This window comes from Hugenholtzia roseola DSM 9546, from assembly GCF_000422585.1.
GTDB lineage: Bacteria > Bacteroidota > Bacteroidia > Cytophagales > Bernardetiaceae > Hugenholtzia > Hugenholtzia roseola.
Genome location: NZ_KE383878.1, coordinates 54,943 through 72,652 on the forward strand (window position 1 = coordinate 54,943; position 17,710 = coordinate 72,652).

General features: G+C 41.7%; 20 protein-coding genes. 17 read left to right on the plus strand and 3 right to left on the minus strand.

Features of this window, described 5'->3' with window-relative positions; translation table 11 throughout:
* Positions 1–180 precede the first annotated feature (180 nt).
* The 12 genes from G500_RS0108535 (at position 181) to G500_RS24965 (ending at position 10,226) form a co-directional block, all read left to right on the plus strand.
* Positions 181–600: a hypothetical protein gene (locus G500_RS0108535; protein ID WP_027002244.1), complete on the plus strand. Its 420-nt coding sequence runs from the start codon at positions 181–183 to the stop codon at positions 598–600.
* A 1-nt stretch (position 601) separates the two neighbouring features.
* Positions 602–1,648, plus strand: a complete 1,047-nt coding sequence (gene atpB / locus G500_RS0108540) for a F0F1 ATP synthase subunit A (protein ID WP_027002245.1) — start codon at positions 602–604, stop codon at positions 1,646–1,648.
* A 162-nt stretch (positions 1,649–1,810) separates the two neighbouring features.
* Positions 1,811–2,056, plus strand: coding sequence for an ATP synthase F0 subunit C (gene atpE / locus G500_RS0108545; RefSeq protein ID WP_425402041.1), 246 nt, complete (start codon positions 1,811–1,813; stop codon positions 2,054–2,056).
* A 193-nt stretch (positions 2,057–2,249) separates the two neighbouring features.
* The gene (gene atpF, locus G500_RS0108550) at positions 2,250–2,762 is read left to right on the plus strand and encodes a F0F1 ATP synthase subunit B (RefSeq protein WP_027002247.1); all 513 of its coding nucleotides are present in this window, start codon (positions 2,250–2,252) and stop codon (positions 2,760–2,762) included.
* Between the two features lie 138 nt (positions 2,763–2,900).
* Positions 2,901–3,443, plus strand: coding sequence for an ATP synthase F1 subunit delta (gene atpH, locus G500_RS0108555; protein ID WP_027002248.1), 543 nt, complete (start codon positions 2,901–2,903; stop codon positions 3,441–3,443).
* A 182-nt stretch (positions 3,444–3,625) separates the two neighbouring features.
* Positions 3,626–5,206 carry a F0F1 ATP synthase subunit alpha gene (gene atpA, locus G500_RS0108560; protein ID WP_027002249.1) on the plus strand — a complete coding sequence of 527 codons (1,581 nt, stop codon included), beginning with the start codon at positions 3,626–3,628 and terminating at the stop codon, positions 5,204–5,206.
* Positions 5,207–5,302: 96 nt separating this feature from the next.
* The gene (gene atpG / locus G500_RS0108570; protein WP_027002250.1) at positions 5,303–6,223 is read left to right on the plus strand and encodes an ATP synthase F1 subunit gamma; all 921 of its coding nucleotides are present in this window, start codon (positions 5,303–5,305) and stop codon (positions 6,221–6,223) included.
* A gap of 332 nt (positions 6,224–6,555) precedes the next feature.
* The gene (surE, locus tag G500_RS0108580) at positions 6,556–7,365 is read left to right on the plus strand and encodes a 5'/3'-nucleotidase SurE (protein WP_211220147.1); all 810 of its coding nucleotides are present in this window, start codon (positions 6,556–6,558) and stop codon (positions 7,363–7,365) included.
* 12 nt (positions 7,366–7,377) lie between these two features.
* The gene (locus G500_RS0108585; RefSeq protein WP_027002252.1) at positions 7,378–7,842 is read left to right on the plus strand and encodes a peroxiredoxin; all 465 of its coding nucleotides are present in this window, start codon (positions 7,378–7,380) and stop codon (positions 7,840–7,842) included.
* 57 nt (positions 7,843–7,899) lie between these two features.
* Positions 7,900–8,373 carry a hypothetical protein gene (locus tag G500_RS0108590; RefSeq protein WP_027002253.1) on the plus strand — a complete coding sequence of 158 codons (474 nt, stop codon included), beginning with the start codon at positions 7,900–7,902 and terminating at the stop codon, positions 8,371–8,373.
* A gap of 117 nt (positions 8,374–8,490) precedes the next feature.
* Entirely contained in the window at positions 8,491–9,333 is an 843-nt protein-coding gene (locus G500_RS24960) for a Uma2 family endonuclease (protein ID WP_051203390.1), read from the plus strand.
* 50 nt (positions 9,334–9,383) lie between these two features.
* Entirely contained in the window at positions 9,384–10,226 is an 843-nt protein-coding gene (locus G500_RS24965; protein ID WP_051203391.1) for a Uma2 family endonuclease, read from the plus strand.
* A gap of 15 nt (positions 10,227–10,241) precedes the next feature.
* Here G500_RS24965 and proC read toward each other — a convergent pair whose 3' ends face one another.
* Both proC and G500_RS0108610 read right to left on the minus strand, forming a co-directional pair.
* Positions 10,242–11,045 (minus strand): pyrroline-5-carboxylate reductase, encoded by an 804-nt coding sequence (gene proC, locus G500_RS0108605; RefSeq protein ID WP_027002254.1) that lies wholly within the window; start codon positions 11,043–11,045, stop codon positions 10,242–10,244.
* Positions 11,046–11,080: 35 nt separating this feature from the next.
* The gene (locus G500_RS0108610; protein WP_027002255.1) at positions 11,081–12,160 is read right to left on the minus strand and encodes an asparaginase; all 1,080 of its coding nucleotides are present in this window, start codon (positions 12,158–12,160) and stop codon (positions 11,081–11,083) included.
* 252 nt (positions 12,161–12,412) lie between these two features.
* Between G500_RS0108610 and G500_RS0108615 the strand changes: the two genes are divergently transcribed.
* From G500_RS0108615 to G500_RS0108635, 5 genes are all read left to right on the plus strand, one after another.
* A complete protein-coding gene (locus G500_RS0108615; protein WP_154657088.1) occupies positions 12,413–13,093 on the plus strand; it encodes an N-acetylmuramoyl-L-alanine amidase in 681 nt (226 codons plus the stop codon).
* A gap of 67 nt (positions 13,094–13,160) precedes the next feature.
* Positions 13,161–14,549 carry a high affinity choline transporter 1 gene (locus G500_RS0108620; RefSeq protein ID WP_027002257.1) on the plus strand — a complete coding sequence of 463 codons (1,389 nt, stop codon included), beginning with the start codon at positions 13,161–13,163 and terminating at the stop codon, positions 14,547–14,549.
* 40 nt (positions 14,550–14,589) lie between these two features.
* The gene (locus tag G500_RS0108625) at positions 14,590–15,207 is read left to right on the plus strand and encodes a Uma2 family endonuclease (protein ID WP_027002258.1); all 618 of its coding nucleotides are present in this window, start codon (positions 14,590–14,592) and stop codon (positions 15,205–15,207) included.
* A gap of 97 nt (positions 15,208–15,304) precedes the next feature.
* Positions 15,305–16,435 (plus strand): DUF262 domain-containing protein, encoded by a 1,131-nt coding sequence (locus tag G500_RS22955; RefSeq protein WP_035756850.1) that lies wholly within the window; start codon positions 15,305–15,307, stop codon positions 16,433–16,435.
* A 17-nt stretch (positions 16,436–16,452) separates the two neighbouring features.
* Positions 16,453–17,121 (plus strand): MAE_28990/MAE_18760 family HEPN-like nuclease, encoded by a 669-nt coding sequence (locus G500_RS0108635; RefSeq protein WP_027002259.1) that lies wholly within the window; start codon positions 16,453–16,455, stop codon positions 17,119–17,121.
* A 3-nt stretch (positions 17,122–17,124) separates the two neighbouring features.
* On the opposite strand, the gene G500_RS0108640 is transcribed toward G500_RS0108635, so the two are convergent.
* Positions 17,125–17,691, minus strand: a complete 567-nt coding sequence (locus G500_RS0108640; RefSeq protein ID WP_027002260.1) for a hypothetical protein — start codon at positions 17,689–17,691, stop codon at positions 17,125–17,127.
* Between the last annotated feature and the right edge of the window lie 19 nt (positions 17,692–17,710).

Below are 17,710 nucleotides of genomic sequence, written 5' to 3' on the forward strand. Positions count from 1 at the left end.
AATACACAAAAGTTGCTTTCAAGTGTCTGAGACAAAAGAAATAATTGCTAAGTTTGCAACGCATTTGAGCAGGGCTTATCCGAAAAGTGAAAAAAGTTCCCTTTGTGGTCTTTTTTTTAACGCCAAAGCCCCAAAGCATTTCTATTATACTCGACATCTCTACCCGACTTCTGACTGCAAATGGCATCTTCTGACAACGCACTTCTCGATGGCGGTTTTCTCAAATCCTTTGCCTTTTTCGTCGCGCTGATAGTGGCAATCATGGGCGGTGTGGCACTCTTTGCGCCTGCCTACTTCCATGTGCATGCTTGGTGGGTGCTGGGATATTGTACGCTCCTGACCTTGGTTACGTACATGATTTCAAAAAAAGGCTTGGGCAACGAAGATTTTGCCAATATGACCTTAGCCGCCACAGGAATTCGGCTTTTGCTTTCAGCCGTAGTGCTTTTTGTCTATTTGTACTATCAAAGACAAAATCAAATGCTTTTTGCCTTTACCTTCTTCATTCTTTATTTTCTATTCATCGGATTTGAAATTCGAACATTGTTGGCTAAATTGCGCCAAAATTCAGATAGCTCTTTCAAGCAAAACGAACAATAAGGTGAAAAAACTCGCTACTCTCCTGATTCTAAGCCTTTTAGTAGGCTTTACCCTTCCTGCCTTCGCTGGCGGTGGTACTGATGGTAAAAAATTCAATGTGGCTGAAATGATAAACCACCACATCTTAGATGCACACGAATGGCATCTAATCTCTACTACCGACGAAACGACGGGTAAAGAGCATCATTACAGTATTCCGCTGCCGATTATCCTTTGGACAAACGAAGGACTTGTCGTTTTCTCATCGAGCGAATTTCACCATAGCCCCGTTGTGAGCAAGGGCAATAGCCACTATATCCTCGACCACGAACATATTTATTTAGCCGACGCACAAGGCAAGAAGTTGGAAGGCGTTTCTCAACCCTTAGACTTTTCTATCACCAAAAATGTAGCCTCGATGCTTATTAGTGTGGTGATTTTGCTTCTTATATTTTTTAATGTCAAATCGGCATACGCCAAACGCGCAAGCCAAGCCCCCAAAGGCTTACAGTCGCTTTTAGAACCCCTTATCCTTTTCATTCGCGACGAAATTGCGCTGCCCAATATCGGTCATCATTACTACAAAAAGTATCTGCCTTATCTGCTTACCCTCTTTTTCTTTATTTGGGTCAATAACCTTTTGGGCTTAGTTCCCACAGGCGCAAACCTAACGGGTAACATTGCCTTTACAATGGTTATGGCTTCGCTTACCCTGCTTCTCACCGTTTTTTCAGGCAACAAGAGCTATTGGGGACACATCTTTGCCACTCCCGGCGTACCTAAGCCTTTGCTTATCATTATGATTCCTGTCGAAGTAATCGGTATCTTTACAAAGCCTTTCGCCCTTATGATTCGTCTTTTTGCCAACATTACGGCAGGACACACTATCATTTTGAGCTTAGTAGGCTTGGTCTTTATTTTCCAAAATATGTTCTTAGGTGTTCCCGTTACGCTTTTCGTATTGGCGATGAATTGCTTAGAACTTTTTGTAGCACTTTTACAAGCCTACATCTTCACCTTGCTTACGGCACTCTTTATCGGACAAGCCGTTGCGGAAGACCATCATTAAAATCGCTGCCTTTTAGAAAAAGTCTTAATTGAGGCGATAAGTTTCTAATCTGATTTCTTTGTGCTATCTTTGCGCCACAAAAGGCGCAGCCCCTCAAATTCCCGTTTTCTTTTCTTTCTATTCATTACTCCTTAATTTATTCTCATTATGCTTTCTACTTTGATGGCTATCTTCATGGAACTTTCTGGCACACTCAACGCAATTGGCGGTGGTCTTGGTGCTGGTTTGGCGGTACTTGGTGCAGGTATTGGTATTGGTCAGGTAGGCGGTCGCGCTATGGAAGCGATGGCACGTCAGCCTGAAAAATTAGGACAAATCCAAACTGCTATGATTATCGCAGCCGCTCTTATTGAAGGTGCAGCTCTCTTTGCTATCGTAGTTGGTTTCTTGATTGGTCAGGGCAACTAATTCTGTCCTTTCCTAAAAGGAAAGAAGGTGTAGGCAAATGAAAAGTTTGTTTTCAAAACCTACATCTTCTACTTTCCAAAAAGCAACACAAAGAGAACCAGAGAATAAAAAAGGTTCGAATCTTATCGAAATTTCGTTCTACTTCTGATATATCCCGACTCCTAACGAAATCATCTTTAAACGATATAATCTTATGCAATTACTGCAACTACCTGCTATCGTAACTCCCGGCATAGGGCTTGTCTTCTGGACGGCACTTGTTTTCGTGCTTTTAGTAATCGTTTTGGGCAAGTTCGTTTGGCCTGCCATTTTGGGCGCAGTAGAAGCGCGTGAAAAGTCTATCGAGGAAGCCTTAGCCGCTGCCGAGATTGCACGCCAAGCCAAATCTGATTTGGAAAAAGAAATTGAAAAAATTAAACAAGAAGGACGCACCGAGCGCGAAAAACTCCTCAAAGAGGCACGCGAAACGGCTACTGCCCTGACCGAAGAAGCACGTCAGAAAGCGACGGTAGAGTACAATCGCATTGTAGAAGACGCAAAAGCAGAAATCGAGCGTCAGAAACAGCAAGCCTTAGGCGAAGTAAAAAGCAAAGTAGCAGAAATCTCTTTGGAAATTGCTGAAAAGCTCATTCGCAAGCAGCTCTCTAACGACGCTTCACAGCAAGAGTTGGTGAAAAGCTACCTCAAAGAAACGCCGTTAAACTAAGGCTCTTTCCACTTACAACTTTACCCATAGTAGGTCTGATTGGCGACATTTTCTCATGCAGCCCTACTTTCAATAATCCTTGTTTATTACTTGTTCTCTCTTCTATTTTCGTAATTTTTCCCTCCCTGCCCTAACGCTATGTCTGACGTAAGAGTTGCTTCCCGCTATGCCAAATCCATCTTCGACCTTGCCCTTGAGCGCGGTGAATTAGAAGCCGTTGCTGAAAGCATGGCAGAGATTGCGGCTACCATCAAACAGAATCGCGATTTAGATAAGATGCTCAAAAGCCCCATTATCAATAGTGGCAAAAAGCTCAACGTTCTAAAAGCCATCTTCACGCAGAGCAGTGCGCTACTGACGACTTTCTTCGAAATCCTCACTCGCAAAGGCAGAGAGGGTGCTTTGGGTGAAGTAGCCCAACAGTTTCGCAACCTCTACAATCAGCACAAGAGCATCTCTATCGCACAAGTTATTACGGCTGCCCCCCTCGATGAAACCCTACGCGAAGCCTTCAAGGAACGTGTTAAGCAAATTTCGGGCAAGGCAGCGGTAGAATTACACGAAAAAATAGACCCTACCCTTATCGGCGGCTACGTATTGAGCGTGGCAGGAAAGCAGGTAGATGATTCTATCAAAACGCGCTTGCAGGAGTTGAGAAAGAAACTTTATACACACAACTAACTCCTTTCAGAGTCGGTTTCCCCGCTCTGCAAAGAGGCTTCGCATGGCTTATTCGCTACTATATCTGCAAATCCCCGATAAGGGACACCACTTATTCAAGGTAGTTTGCCCCTTTGCCGCCTCTTTTTTGTCTAATCCATTACGCATCTTCTAAATACGCATCATACAAAACGGTTACCTATATGGCACAAGTAAGACCTGACGAAGTTTCAGCGATATTACGCGAACAGCTCTCGAGCTTCAAGACCGAAGCCGAACTCGAAGAAGTAGGCACGGTGTTGCAAGTTGGCGACGGCGTGGCACGCATCTACGGACTCACTAATGCTCGCGCAGGCGAACTTTTAGAATTTACCCATGATGTTACAGGCTTGGTACTCAACCTCGAGGAAGACAACGTTGGGGCGGTACTTTTCGGCGATTACACCACTATCAAAGAAGGCGATACCGTAAAACGCACAGGACGTATCGCTTCTATCAAGGTAGGCGACGGCGTGGTAGGGCGCGTGGTGGATACCTTAGGACAGCCCATCGACGGCAAAGGAGCTATTTCAGGGCAACTCTATGAAATGCCCATCGAGCGCAAAGCACCGGGCGTAATTTTCCGCGAACCTGTAAAAGAGCCTTTGCAGACAGGTCTGAAAGCGATTGATGCCATGGTGCCAATCGGCAGAGGACAGCGCGAACTTATTATCGGCGACCGCCAAACAGGAAAAACTACGGTTGCGATAGATACCATTATCAATCAGAAAGAATTTTACGAAGCAGGCAATCCTGTTTATTGTATCTATGTTGCTATCGGTCAGAAGGCATCTACGGTAGCAGGTATCGTTTCTACCTTAGAACGCTATGGTGCGATGAAATACACCACGATTGTAGCTGCGCCTGCCTCTTCGCCTGCCCCTATGCAATTTTACGCGCCTTTTGCAGGTGCGGCTATTGGCGAATACTTCCGCGACACAGGTCGTCCTGCCTTAGTAATTTATGATGACCTTTCAAAACAAGCCGTTTCCTATCGCGAAGTGTCTTTGCTTTTGCGCCGTCCTCCCGGTCGTGAAGCCTATCCTGGGGACGTATTCTACCTACACTCACGCCTTTTAGAGCGTGCAGCAAAGGTTATCAATTCTGACGAATTGGCGGCAAAGATGAACGATTTGCCCGAATCTTTGAAGCCTGTCGTAAAAGGGGGTGGCTCGCTTACTGCCCTTCCTATTATCGAAACACAAGCAGGCGACGTTTCGGCTTATATCCCTACCAACGTAATTTCTATTACCGACGGACAGATATTTTTGGAAACCAACCTCTTCAACTCTGGTATTCGCCCTGCCATCAACGTAGGTATTTCGGTATCGCGTGTAGGGGGTTCGGCACAAATCAAGCCTATGAAGAAGGTAGCGGGTACGCTCAAATTAGACCAAGCACAGTTTCGCGAGTTGGAAGCCTTCTCAAAATTCGGCTCTGACCTTGATGCAGCAACTAAACTTGTCATTGAGCGCGGTCGTAGGAACACTGAAATTTTGAAGCAAAAGCAATATTCGCCTGTGGAGGTAGAAAAGCAAGTAGCGATTATCTATGTTTCTACAAATGGCTTTATCGATACTGTTCCTGTGGAAAAGGTGAAAGCCTTTGAAGAAGCCTATTTGAGCGAATTAAGCCGCAATCAGGCAGATACACTTGCACAAATCCGCAACCAAAAATGGGACGATAACATTATGGCTACACTCAAAAAAGTAGCCCTTGATGTTGCCAAAGGATTTAGCAAATAACCCCAAAACGCCAAGCGAGTGGCAGGCTGCTGCTGGCTTGGCGTTTCAAAAGATTGACAAGCAAAAGATTGACAAGCATTAGACTCATCTAACCCTATGCCAAGTTTAAAAGAAGTCCGCAATAGAATTTCCTCTGTTAAATCTACGCAGCAAATCACCAAGGCGATGAAAATGGTGGCGGCTGCCAAGTTGCGTCGCGCTCAAAACAAAATTGTGCAGATGCGCCCATACGCACAGAAGCTCACTCAAATTTTGCAGAATGTAACCTCTTCCTTGGTGGGTGATGATTTCAACAATGCTTATAGCCAAGCACGCACACCCGAAAAGATACTCTTAGTGGTCATTACCTCTGACAAAGGGCTTTGCGGTGCTTTCAACACAAATGTAACAAGAGCCGTAAATCTGCTTCTCAACGATACCTATCGAAGCCAACACGCCAAAGGAAATGTAACCCTGCTTTGTGTCGGCAAAAAGGGATACGAGTATTTCAAGCGTCGGAATGTGCCACTTATTAGTGATTATAGCACCATTCTGACTGCCAAAGACTTAGGTTTTGGCGATGTACTTCCTGCGGCAGAATTTGCGATGAAGGGCTTTTTAGACAAAAAATACGACAAGGTAGTATTGGTATATAACGAATTTAAGAACGCTGCGACCCAGATTCTCCAAACCGAAACGCTCCTTCCCATTCAAATTGTGAAAGAGGACGCGCCTGCGGCTTCGCAAACGTCTAAGTCGAAAGACAAACAACTACAATCTGACTACGTCTTCGAACCCAACAAAGAGGAGATTTTGGAAAGTCTTATTCCACAGACGCTCAAAATACAATTCTACAAGAGTGTCTTAGAATCTAACGCCTCCGAACAAGGTTCGCGCATGACGGCAATGGACAAGGCTACCGAAAATGCAGGTGAGCTATTGAAGGAACTCAAACTTTCCTACAATAGAGCGCGTCAGGCAAATATCACCAAAGAGATTTTAGAAATTGTAGGGGGTGCAGAAGCCTTAGGGAAATAAGCCCAAAAGGAATGACAAGTAACGCTGCCATTTTATCCTACCCAAAATGCTTTACAGGCGATAACCTTTCTTCTTTTTCGGAACGAAAGGTTATTTTTTGTCTTTTGGTTTGTAAGGGCATTATTATTTTTAGGTCTGAAAACTCTTTTTTATTTCAATCTCACCACGAATAAGACTGCGAACAAGACAGTAGGACAAGGCGGTGCCTTGTCCCTACACTCGAATCTGATTTTTAGAATTTAACATCAATACTCCTGAAAGGGGTTCTTTCTGGTAAAAATTGGGCAAATGAGAATAAATTGGTATCTTTGCCTTTCTCAAACTCTACTTTTATGTCAGAAACTGCTCTGTCTAAACGTCCTACGATTTTGGTTTCGAACGATGATGGCATTACTGCCAAAGGGATTCGCACCTTAGTAGAAATTATGTCTGAATTGGGTCGGGTAGTGGTGGTAGCCCCCGATAGTCCGCAATCAGGCATGGGACACGCCATTACGATACATTCGCCGCTAAAAGTTCGCCGCTCTTCTATTTTTGAAGGCATAGAGGCATACGAGGTTTCGGGAACGCCTGCCGATTGTGTCAAGTTGGCGAAATTTCATCTTTTCCCCGACCAAACGCCTGACTTGGTAGTTAGTGGCATCAATCATGGTAGCAACACTTCCATCAGCGTGCTGTATTCGGGTACGATGTCGGCGGCGATAGAAGGGGCGATAGAAGGCTTGCCCTCGATTGGTTATTCTTTGTGCAATTATAGCGACGAGGCAGATTTTAGCCATGTGCGCTCGCATGTAAAATTCATTGCCCAGCAGGTTTTGGAAAAAGGGTTAGCCAAATTTACCGCCCTCAATGTCAATTTCCCTGCCCAAAGGGAAAATCAGCCCATCAAAGGAGTTCGCATTTGCCGCCAAGCGCGTGCCAAGTGGCAGGAAAAATTTGACGAGCGCACCGACCCTTACGGCAGAAAATATCTCTGGTTAGCAGGCGATTTTGTCAATCACGACCGCGGCGAGGATACTGATGAATGGGCGATAGCCAACAATTACACCTCCGTAGTACCCTGTTCGTTTGATATGACGGCACACCACCTTATCGGACGCATCAACGACGAATGGGATTTAGAAAAAGCTCCTCTCTTTTAAAATTTTATCGATATGGCACTTTCCGTAGGTGATTTAGCACCCGATTTTGTTTTGCCCTCTACCAGCGGCACAGATTTCCACCTGCACGAGCAGGCAAAAGGTGCGCCTTCTATTTTGTATTTCTATCCGAAAGACTTTACGGCAGTTTGCACCGAACAAGCCTGCGCTTTTCGCGACTACTTTGATTTCTTTAAAAAATTAGATGTCAAAGTATTGGGTATCAATAAAGACGATATGCCTACTCATTTGCGCTTTCAGAAAGAACACGCGCTGCCCTTTGAACTGCTCACAGACGCAGAGGGCAAAGTCTGCAAAAGCTATGACTCACTGATTCCCTTAGTAGGCGTAGTGAGTAGGAATACTTTTATTTTGGACAAAAATCTTAAAATTGCGGCTATCTATAAAAACCTTTTCGCCAACGGAAAGGAAATTCGCAATCTGATAGAAAAGCTCAAAGACGAACCCGCTTTGCGCTAATGTTCTCTTTTGTTTCCTCATTTCTCATTTTCATTCTTTTCATAACGCTATTTTCTAATGAAATCCTTATCACAAAAGACGCTTTATCTGTTTTTGGCTTGTTTGGTCTTTGTCTTTTCTGCTTGCAAAGAAGATGAACCTACCACACCTGACTACAAAAAATTGATGCTCGGCAATTACGAAGGTACATATCTAAAAGGTATCTTGGGCGAATTTCCTGCCATCGTAACCATCGAAGCCAATGGTAGCGAATACAACTTCAAACAGTTTTTCAACGACAGCGACAGCACCGTAACCTTTCGCCTACGGGTAAAAGATGAAACCTCCACAGGGTTGGTCTTGGAAGTGCCACAACAAAGTTTTGCCGCAGGTGGCACAGTAGAAGGCGTATTCTTAGATGCCAACGCCAATCGTCCTATTCAAGGCTTTTTCCTACACAAATCTGACGGGCAAATTATCAATGAAGTCAATCTTGCCATCAGAAGAAGCAACGGCGAAAGATACGATTTTCGAATCAGACGATTGCAATAATTTTATCTTTGCGATAAAATCAAACCCAAAAACAAAAGACTTTTTTCTGCTTTCCCAAACAGAGAAAAGTCTTTTTTATACCAACACCTCGCCTCACCCCCTTTCAGACCTAAAACTATGCAAACTTTTCTGCTCCAAATAGAAGAAGCGACACAAATTCTGCTCTTTCAGATGCTTGCCCAAGAGTTGGGTATAGAAATGAAAGCCTGTCCTGATGACAAAAATGATACAGAAAATCTTACAAATTATCTTACAAAAAATAACATAGAAGAAAAATCGCAAGAAAAAAATACCGCTCTCGAATCCGAAAAAATGCCTTTTCATAGCCTTTACTATCCCATTCAAACGACTTATCGATACGAAGATTTGCTCGCCATTGTCGCACAATTTCCCGAAGATAAGCTCTGGACTTTTAGCGATTTGCAAGACGAAACCATCTTTCCCGAAACCACTATCAAAAAACAACTCCTTGATAATCAACTCTATTTTATGCCAAACCCAAGCACGCTGCACCAGAAGATTCTAAATCTTACTTCTACTTATCTAACCCTTTTTGTGAGTGAAAACGATTTGGGCGATGTCTATGTTGCGCCTGTGAGTGTGAAAATAGATGAAAATAATGCCTTAGAACCTGATATTATTTTTATTTCAATTTCTAAAAAAGCAAGCATTGGCATGCAAGCCATTACGGTAGCACCCGATTTGGTCGTGGAAGTAATTTCACCTGCCAACTACAAAAAATTAAGAGAAGAAAAAAAGGCGCGGTATGCCGACTTTGGCGTGCAGGAATATTGGGAAATTTATCCACAAAAAAAATACCTAAAAATAGAAACCTTAGTACAAGACCCACTTTCGCAAAGTAGCCACTACCAAATTTTTTCAGAAGCCGAACAAAATGGAATCGTGCGCTCAAAAGTGTTAGAAGGTTTTAGTTTGGATATAGAAAAAATTTTTAGATAAAAAATAATATTATTTAACCTTTTGCCTCTCACCCTTTCAGACCTAAAACTATGCAAACTTTTCTGCTCCAAATAGAAGAAGCGACACAAATTCTGCTCTTTCAGCTGCTTGCCCAAGAGTTGGGTATAGAAATGAAAGCCTGCCCTGATGACAAAAATGATACAGAAAATCTTACAAATCATCTTACAAAAAATAACATAGAAGAAAAATCGCAAGAAAAAAATACCGCTCTCGAATCCGAAAAAATACCTTTTCATAGCCTTTACTATCCCATTCAAACAGCGTATCGATACGAAGATTTGCTCGCCATTGTCGCACAATTTCCCGAAGATAAGCTCTGGACTTTTAGCGATTTGCAAGACGAAACCATCTTTCCCGAAACCACTATCAAAAAACAACTCCTTGATAATCAACTCTATTTTATGCCAAACCCAAGCACGCTGCACCAAAAAATACTAAAAAAGACATCGACCTATCTAAACACTTTTGTAAATGAAAAAGATTTAGGCGATGTCTATGTTGCGCCAGTAAGTGTGAAAATAGATGAAAATAATGCCTTAGAACCTGATATTATTTTTATTTCAATTTCTAAAAAAGCAAGCATTGGCATGCAAGCCATTACGGTAGCACCCGATTTAGTCGTGGAAGTAATTTCACCCGCCAACTACAAAAAATTAAGAGAAGAAAAAAAGGCGCGGTATGCCGATTTTGGCGTGCAGGAATATTGGGAAATTTATCCACAAAAAAAATACCTAAAAATAGAAACCTTAGTGCAAGACCCACTTTCGCAAAGTAGCCACTACCAAATTTTTTCAGAAGCCGAACAAAATGGAATCGTGCGCTCGAAAGTCTTGGAAGGTTTTAGTTTGGATATAGAAAAAATTTTTAGATAAATATTTTTTATTTTGTTAGCCTCTGCCTAACTCAATCGCTCTTTGGTGTGCTGCCTGCAAACCTGCCGCAATTTTTTCTTCGAGGTCTTGCGCCTGAAAAACCCCCAGTGCGGCTTCGGTAGTCCCTCCTTTTGAAGCGACTTTTTCAATCCACTCTCGACAAGAATAAGGACTGCGATTTTCCAGATGCACCGCCCCCATAAAAGTTTGTGTAACCAAAAGTTCGGCTTGTGAGGGCGAAAAGCCCATCTTTTCGGCTGCCTGTATCATTGCGTCCATAAAAAAATAAACATAGGCGGGACCGCTACCCGAAATAGCAGTAACAGCATCTAATTTTTCTTCTTTATCAAAATATAAAGATTTTCCTGTTGTATTGAGCAAATTTTGGACAAAAAACAGTTCCGCTCGCGTAACCGAAGGTTCGGCGGTGAAAGCCGTCATGCCCATGCCAATTTGTGCAGGCAGATTGGGCATGGCGCGAATGATTTTGGTAGTAGGCAAATCTTGCTTGATGGTATCAATCGTAACGCCTGCCATCACAGAAAGGACAACTTGCTCGGCGTGCATAAAGGGCGCAATGCGCTCGAAAAGTCCTTTGATGTCTTGGGGCTTAATTGCCAAAATTACCAACTTGACCTGCCCCATCAGCGGCGAAGGCTCACAAATCACGTGGCGATAGCCATTGGCTTGTAGGGCTTCCACTTTTTCGGGAGCGCGTTCCAAAATAAGCAAGTCGTCTTTGGTGATACTTTGTGAGAGCAAAAAACTTTCGGCGTATGTTTTGCCCATATTTCCTGCTCCAACGATAAGAATTTCCATGAATAATTGTTGTTTATATTGTATGAAAAACAAGACTAATTTTCGCTCATCTCACCTGCAATAGGCGTAGCCAAACGCGCCTGCAAAAGGCTGTAATCTTTCTCCATCGCCAAAAGGTGCATCATTTTCGTAATGGCGGCTTCGGGTGTGATGTCGCGTCCGCTCACAACCCCCAAATCGTCTAAGGGCTGACTCGTTTCGTAATGCCCTTGCAAGACTTTGCCTCCTGCACATTGAGAAACGTTGAAAATCAGGATTTTTCTATCTACCAGTTTTTGTAAAAGTTTTAAAAGCCAACTTTCTGTGGGAATATTGCCCGACCCAAAAGACTCCAACACAACCCCTTTAATGCCTTCACAGTCGAGCATTTTTTCGAAAAAATGAGGCTTCATACTTGGAAAAATTTTCCAATTCAAGACGCTATTTTCCATTGCGCTATGAAAAACAAATGGTTTTGTCGTTCTTTCTAAAAATACATTTTTATTGAAATTGATAAAAATACCCGCCTCTGCCAAATGTGGATAATTTTCCGATTCGAAGGCGGTAAAATCTAAACTTTGCACCTTCCTTGCACGATTGCCGCGCAGAAGCAGGTTGTCGAAAAAAATGCAGACCTCCGAAACAGTAGCACTATTGCCCGTTTTGTGCGAAGCAATTTCAAGAGCCGAAATCAAATTTTCGCGTGCGTCGGTTCTATTGGCACTAATAGGGATTTGCGCCCCTGTAAAGATAATGGGTTTATCCAAATTTTGTAACAAAAAACTAAGTGCAGAGGCACTATACGCCATCGTATCTGTGCCATGCAAGACCACAAAACCGTCGTATTGATGATAGACCTCCTCGATAAGCCAGCCCAAGCTCAACCAATGGTCAATGCCCATATTAGAAGAATCCAACGGCTCGAAGGGAACAAGCAATGTCAGGCGAAATTGGAAACGCATCAGTTCGGGTACTTTTTCCAGAAGTGCCTGAAAATCAAAGGGAATGAGGTGCTTGCCATCAGCGGCATAGTCCATACCGATAGTGCCACCGGTGTAGATAACCAAAATATTGGTGTCGCAATCCTCGTCCGCAGCGGTTCTTACTTCGATGATTTGATATTGGTCTAAAAGCATGTGTGTGGGCAGAATTTGAAGGTAAAAAAGTTTTGTAAGAGTTGGGTTTGCAAAAATACAGAAAAAGCCGTATTTTAGAGTTGTCGAGAAGGGGGTAGCTTTGCGTTTTTGAAAAGAATACCGCCCAGCGTGGCTTTCAAGGCTACTTTGCAGCCTGCACCCAGTTTCTAAATTGTGAGAGGCTTAGGGCAGTCTTCTGTTTTTAAGTTTGTTATCTTTTCCTTTTATCTTATTTTATCTTGCTTTTTACCCATGAAAAATCTCATTTTACGTCCTCAAAATCGCATTTTTATTCTGTTGGCAATTATAGGATTATTACTTTTATTGGTTTTTTTACAAAGTCATAAGACCATCAATCCACAAACCGAACCGCCCCTTCAAACTACCAAAAAATTATTAAGCCTCAAATGCTCGAAACCGCGCTCAACAAGCCCAATTACGCACGTGATGCTGCATTTTTGCAGTTATGCGATAGAAAATCCTACAAATCCTTACCGTTTTGAGGATATTTTCAAGACTTTTGAAACCTATGGCGTTTCGGCGCACTACCTTATCGATAGAGAAGGGCAGATTTATCAGTTGGTAGAGGAAAATCGGGTTGCGTATCACGCTGGAAAAGGGCATTTGCCACACGAAGCGCACCGCCAAAATGACCTCAACGGGCGTTCTATCGGAATAGAAATGATGGCGATTGGCACAAAAAAAGAGATGAAAATGTTTATGTCGGAAGCGCAATATGAGCAAATTCCGAAAGACTGTATTGGTTTTACAGAGGCACAATATAAAAGTTTGAACCTTTTATTAGCAGATATTCGCAAACGACATAGCACAATTTCCTATGACCGAAAACATATCGTTGGGCATGACGAGTACGCTCCTACGCGCCGAAGCGACCCAGGTAGCCTTTTTGATTGGAAAAAAATAGGACTTTAATATCTTAAATTTTATTTTTTATAGCTTTTTCTATCAAAATTTTTTACCAAATTATTTTTATACTGCTATGCTCGCCCTTTGCATCACCTTATACCTTCTTCTGACGCTAATTTTAGGTTATTTGGCTTCTTTGAAAGTAAAAAATACGGCAGATTTCGTTGTGGCAGGGCGCAGTTTGCCCCTTTTTATGGCGGCGACGGTAATGTTTGCCACTTGGTTTGGCTCTGAAACTATCGTAGCCTCGCCTGCCGAATTTGTGGAAAAAGGCGTTTTAGGACTTATCCAAGACCCTTTTGGGGCAGCTTTGTGCCTTTTTTTGGTAGGATTTTTTTATGCGCGAAAGCTATACAGTTTGAATTTGCTCACCTTTTGCGACTATTTTAAAATCCGTTTTGGTAAAAAAACAGAACTTCTTTCAGCCCTTCTTATCATTCCCTCTTATTTTGGTTGGATAGGGGCGCAACTTGTGGCACTCAAAATTATTATGGGAACAGTTTTGGGAATAGACGAATATACAGGTTTATTGATTGGTGCAGCTTTGGTAACTTTTTATACCTATATCGGTGGCATGTGGGCAGTTTCACTCACCGATTTTTTGCAGACCTTTGTTATCATTGGCGGCTTGCTTGCTGTTTTAGTTGGAATTTTAATAGAAATAGAAGATTTATCTATCTTACTACAAGCCCCTGCCCATAAACCCGATTTTTGGAATCTGACTCCCAAAGAATTAGACCTGCCAAGCAGCATGACCTATCTTGCAGCTTGGATAACGATAGGGTTGGGTTCGATACCACAACAAGATGTTTTTCAGCGCGTTATGGCGGCAAAAAGCCCTAAAACGGCTGTGCAGGCTTCGCATGTAGGCGGCTTGATGTACCTTAGCTTGGGGCTTGTGCCTGTCCTGATGGTATGGGCGGGGATTCAGGTTTATCCAGATTTGGCGCAAAAAGGGGAAAATTTGTTGCCAACTTTGGTATTAAATCATAGCCATATCGCTATTCAGGTACTCTTTTTTGGGGCATTGCTCTCGGCTGTGATGAGTACGACCAGCGGCGCGATATTAGCTCCAGCTTCTGTTTTGGGAGAGAATATTATCCGCCATTTTAAAAAAGACATTTCCGATAAACATCTTTTACTTACCATTCGAATTTCTATTATTTTTGTCATGCTTTTTTCATTAGCAATGGCAATTTGGAAGCCTAATATTCACGAATTGGTAGCCCAATCCTCTATTTTTTCGTTAGTATCGCTTTTCGTACCCCTTACGGCAGGCTTGTATTGGAAAAAAGCAAGTCCTGTGGGTGCGTTTCTCTCTATGTGTTTGGGTATGATAGCTTGGGGAATTGCTGAATTTGCCTTTGCAGAAGCGGCAGTGCCACCGCTGATATGGGGTTTATTAGGAAGCGGCTTGGCAATGTGGTGTGGCAGCCTTTGGGAAGCGGCACGCAATAAGTAGGCTTTTTTGATTGTATTTAAAACCAAATTTGACATAAAACATGGAAAATCAGACTAAAATTAGCAACATTGCACACTTAGATTTAGAAAAATCTTATAGTTATGCCGATTATCTCACGTGGCAATTTTCAGAAATTGTCGAATTGATACGTGGCAAAGTCTTTCGAATGTCGCCTGCGCCCAAATCAAAGCATCAGGCTATTTCGCGCAATCTGACCATTCTTTTGGGTATCCATTTCAAAAGAAAAACCTGCCGTTTGTATGAAGCTCCCTTCGATGTGCGCCTTTCGCGTGCCAAAGACCCAAAAGAAATTACAACAGTGGTGCAGCCCGACCTTTGTGTCATTTGCGACATAGAAAAAATAGACGAAAATGGCTGCTTGGGTGCGCCCGATTTAGTGATAGAAATTCTTTCAAAGGGTAATTCTAAAAAAGAAATGCAAATCAAATATGAATTGTATTGTGAAGTAGGCGTGCGCGAATATTGGATAATTGACCCCGAAAGAGAGCATATTTTTCAATTTATCCTACAAAAAGACTTTGAAAATCCCGAAAAAAATATGTATTTCCTAAAAAAAATATATTTAGCCGAAGACAAAATCACTGCCCACATTTTCCCCGATTTACAGTTTGAAGTAGCGGAGGTGTTTGAGGATTGAGGATTTTTTTGTACATTTGCTTCTGTGTTTTTGTGAATCTTAAACACAAAAGCATAACTTTTACATAACAACTTATTACAAAAATCATTTAAAACTTATGTCTATACAAATAAAAAATTCACTACAAGAAGAGATAGACAGGAAAATTGCGGACATCAAAACAAATGCAATGAGTATGTCGATTGGAGAATTGGCGCACCTTTACGAACATGAAGAACTTGAAATTCAGCCCGCTTTTCAACGTTTGTATCGTTGGGATATTGAGCAAAAGTCAAATTTAATTGAGAGTATTTTATTGGGTATCCCCCTGCCTCCTATTTTTGTGCAGGCAGACGAAAACGGCGTTTGGAGTGTGATAGACGGCTTGCAACGACTTTCTACTCTATTTGAGTTCATGGGAATTTTAAAACATAAGGAAAAACAGCTTCATTTAGTTGGAACAAAATACTTGCCCTCTTTGGAAGGTAAAAAGTGGGGTGAAAAGGGGGAGGACGCAGAAGATAGTCTTACCTCTGCACAACGTATGTTTATTAAAAGAGCAAGGATTGATGTAAATGTCATACTAAAACAAAGTGATAAAAATGCCCAATATGAAATTTTCCAAAGACTAAATACTAGCGGCTCACCACTTTCAGAATCAGAGATAAGAAATGCAATACTTTTGATGGAAAACCCTATTTTTCATCAATGGTTTACAGATTTATCGAAAACATCAAATTTCTCAAATTTAGTTAGCAATATTATCTCCGAATCTGAAAAAGAGCAGCAATATGATAAAGAATTACTGATAAGATTATTAGTTTTTAAAAATAAAACTGTCGAGGACTTAAAAAAAGTTCGTTCTTTTAAAAGTTTTCTTACAGAAGAAGCACTTATTTTGGCACAAAAAGCAGATTTTTCTTATGAAAAGGAAGAAAGCGACATTTTATCTCTTTTCTTGCTACTTGATAACAGTTTAGGTGAAGATGCCTTTCGCCGTTTCAACCCTACTAAAAATAGGTTTGAAGGGCGATTTGCAGTTTATGCGTATGAAATTATTTGTTTTGGACTTTTACAACAGGCTTCTAAATTAGAAACCCTTTCGCCTGAAGTGGTAAAAGAGTTTGTTTTGAACTTATGGCGTGAGCAAGAAGAAAACATGTATCAACTTAGAGCAGGCAAAAATTTCGTACAACGTATCAGTAACACAATAGAATTTGGAAGAAAATATTTCTCTAATTTAATTTAATTTTTACATTTATTTTCATGGACATAAAAAGCCTTGAAGAATTGCAAACCTTTTTAGAACAAGAAAGTAGTTGGCGCAAAAAAGAAATTGCGTTTTTCTTTCAGCTTTTAAACCAAAGACGAAAAGATAAAAAAGGGCAGGTGGAAGAGGGACAAAAAACGCTATTACGAGCAGCTTGGGCAAATCTTTACGCGCATTGGGAGGGCTTTGTCAAGCAAGCCGCACGCGCCTACTTAGCGTATGTTGCATTTCAGGAGATAGAATTTAGGCAACTCAAACCCAACTTCGCTGCAATTTTGAATCGTTTGGCACTAAAAGATATAGAAAATACCAAACGAATTGCGCCTTTTTTAAACGCGCTTAGGCAGATTGAGGGCGGTAAATTTGATAAAAAATTGGCGGCAAATAGTGGCGTTGATACAACTTCAAACCTAACCCATGAGGTTTTATTAGACATTTGGAATGCAATTGGCTTGAATATTCCCGACAATTTTGAACTAAAAAGAAAATCGTTTGATAAATTATTAGAAAATAGAAATAAAATTGTACATGGCGAACGATTATTTATAGATTACAAGAATGGTTGGGAAGATTATGAGCAAATGCGCTTGACCCTACTCAATAGCATTGAGGAACTCAAAACAGAAATTCTCAATGCAGTACATTTAAAAACATATTTACGCTAAAACTCACCCAATCCTGCGCCGCACTTCCTGTGCTACTTGTTGGAAAAGTTTGAGGGGGTGCTGTGTGCGCCACTCGTCTAATTGGTCGAGCAAGCCGCCCCAGATGAGGTAAGAGTCTAAATTGTAGTGCGTCATTTCCTTCAAGACAAAGTCGCGAAAATTGAGCAGGGCTATCCAGCCTTGTTCCAACTCCTCGAACCACTCTTCATAATAACAATCGTCAGAGCCATGAAAATTCAAAATATTTTCGCCTATCAGAATAAAATACTGTATGTCTTGTTTTAAAAATTCGTCTATGATGTTGCGTTTCAGGTGCATGATGTCGTTGTGAAGGGCATCATTCCATTCGCCTAACAGTTCTATGATAAGGATTTTTTTCTGATAATCTACAAATAAAACTTTGATATAAAGCGTTTCCGAGCCGATATAATCCCAATCGGGGTGAATGTAGTAGCCATAAATTTCGTTTTCGTACTGATTCGAGAATTTTTTGCCATAAAAAGGTGATTGAGGGTCTTGATAAGGGCGGTAAAATTTTTCCCAGCGATAAAAAGGGCTAATGTCGTGCATATTTTTTATATTTTGGGCA

Coding starts and splice junctions, on each gene's coding strand:
- G500_RS0108535 (WP_027002244.1), top strand. CDS start 181: ATGGCATCTTCTGACAACGCACTTCTCGATGGCGGTTTTCTCAAATCC.
- atpE (WP_425402041.1), top strand. CDS start 1,811: ATGGCTATCTTCATGGAACTTTCTGGCACACTCAACGCAATTGGCGGT.
- atpF (WP_027002247.1), top strand. CDS start 2,250: ATGCAATTACTGCAACTACCTGCTATCGTAACTCCCGGCATAGGGCTT.
- atpH (WP_027002248.1), top strand. CDS start 2,901: ATGTCTGACGTAAGAGTTGCTTCCCGCTATGCCAAATCCATCTTCGAC.
- atpA (WP_027002249.1), top strand. CDS start 3,626: ATGGCACAAGTAAGACCTGACGAAGTTTCAGCGATATTACGCGAACAG.
- atpG (WP_027002250.1), top strand. CDS start 5,303: ATGCCAAGTTTAAAAGAAGTCCGCAATAGAATTTCCTCTGTTAAATCT.
- surE (WP_211220147.1), top strand. CDS start 6,556: ATGTCAGAAACTGCTCTGTCTAAACGTCCTACGATTTTGGTTTCGAAC.
- G500_RS0108585 (WP_027002252.1), top strand. CDS start 7,378: ATGGCACTTTCCGTAGGTGATTTAGCACCCGATTTTGTTTTGCCCTCT.
- G500_RS0108590 (WP_027002253.1), top strand. CDS start 7,900: ATGAAATCCTTATCACAAAAGACGCTTTATCTGTTTTTGGCTTGTTTG.
- G500_RS24960 (WP_051203390.1), top strand. CDS start 8,491: ATGCAAACTTTTCTGCTCCAAATAGAAGAAGCGACACAAATTCTGCTC.
- G500_RS24965 (WP_051203391.1), top strand. CDS start 9,384: ATGCAAACTTTTCTGCTCCAAATAGAAGAAGCGACACAAATTCTGCTC.
- proC (WP_027002254.1), bottom strand. CDS start 11,045: ATGGAAATTCTTATCGTTGGAGCAGGAAATATGGGCAAAACATACGCC.
- G500_RS0108610 (WP_027002255.1), bottom strand. CDS start 12,160: ATGCTTTTAGACCAATATCAAATCATCGAAGTAAGAACCGCTGCGGAC.
- G500_RS0108615 (WP_154657088.1), top strand. CDS start 12,413: ATGAAAAATCTCATTTTACGTCCTCAAAATCGCATTTTTATTCTGTTG.
- G500_RS0108620 (WP_027002257.1), top strand. CDS start 13,161: ATGCTCGCCCTTTGCATCACCTTATACCTTCTTCTGACGCTAATTTTA.
- G500_RS0108625 (WP_027002258.1), top strand. CDS start 14,590: ATGGAAAATCAGACTAAAATTAGCAACATTGCACACTTAGATTTAGAA.
- G500_RS22955 (WP_035756850.1), top strand. CDS start 15,305: ATGTCTATACAAATAAAAAATTCACTACAAGAAGAGATAGACAGGAAA.
- G500_RS0108635 (WP_027002259.1), top strand. CDS start 16,453: ATGGACATAAAAAGCCTTGAAGAATTGCAAACCTTTTTAGAACAAGAA.
- G500_RS0108640 (WP_027002260.1), bottom strand. CDS start 17,691: ATGCACGACATTAGCCCTTTTTATCGCTGGGAAAAATTTTACCGCCCT.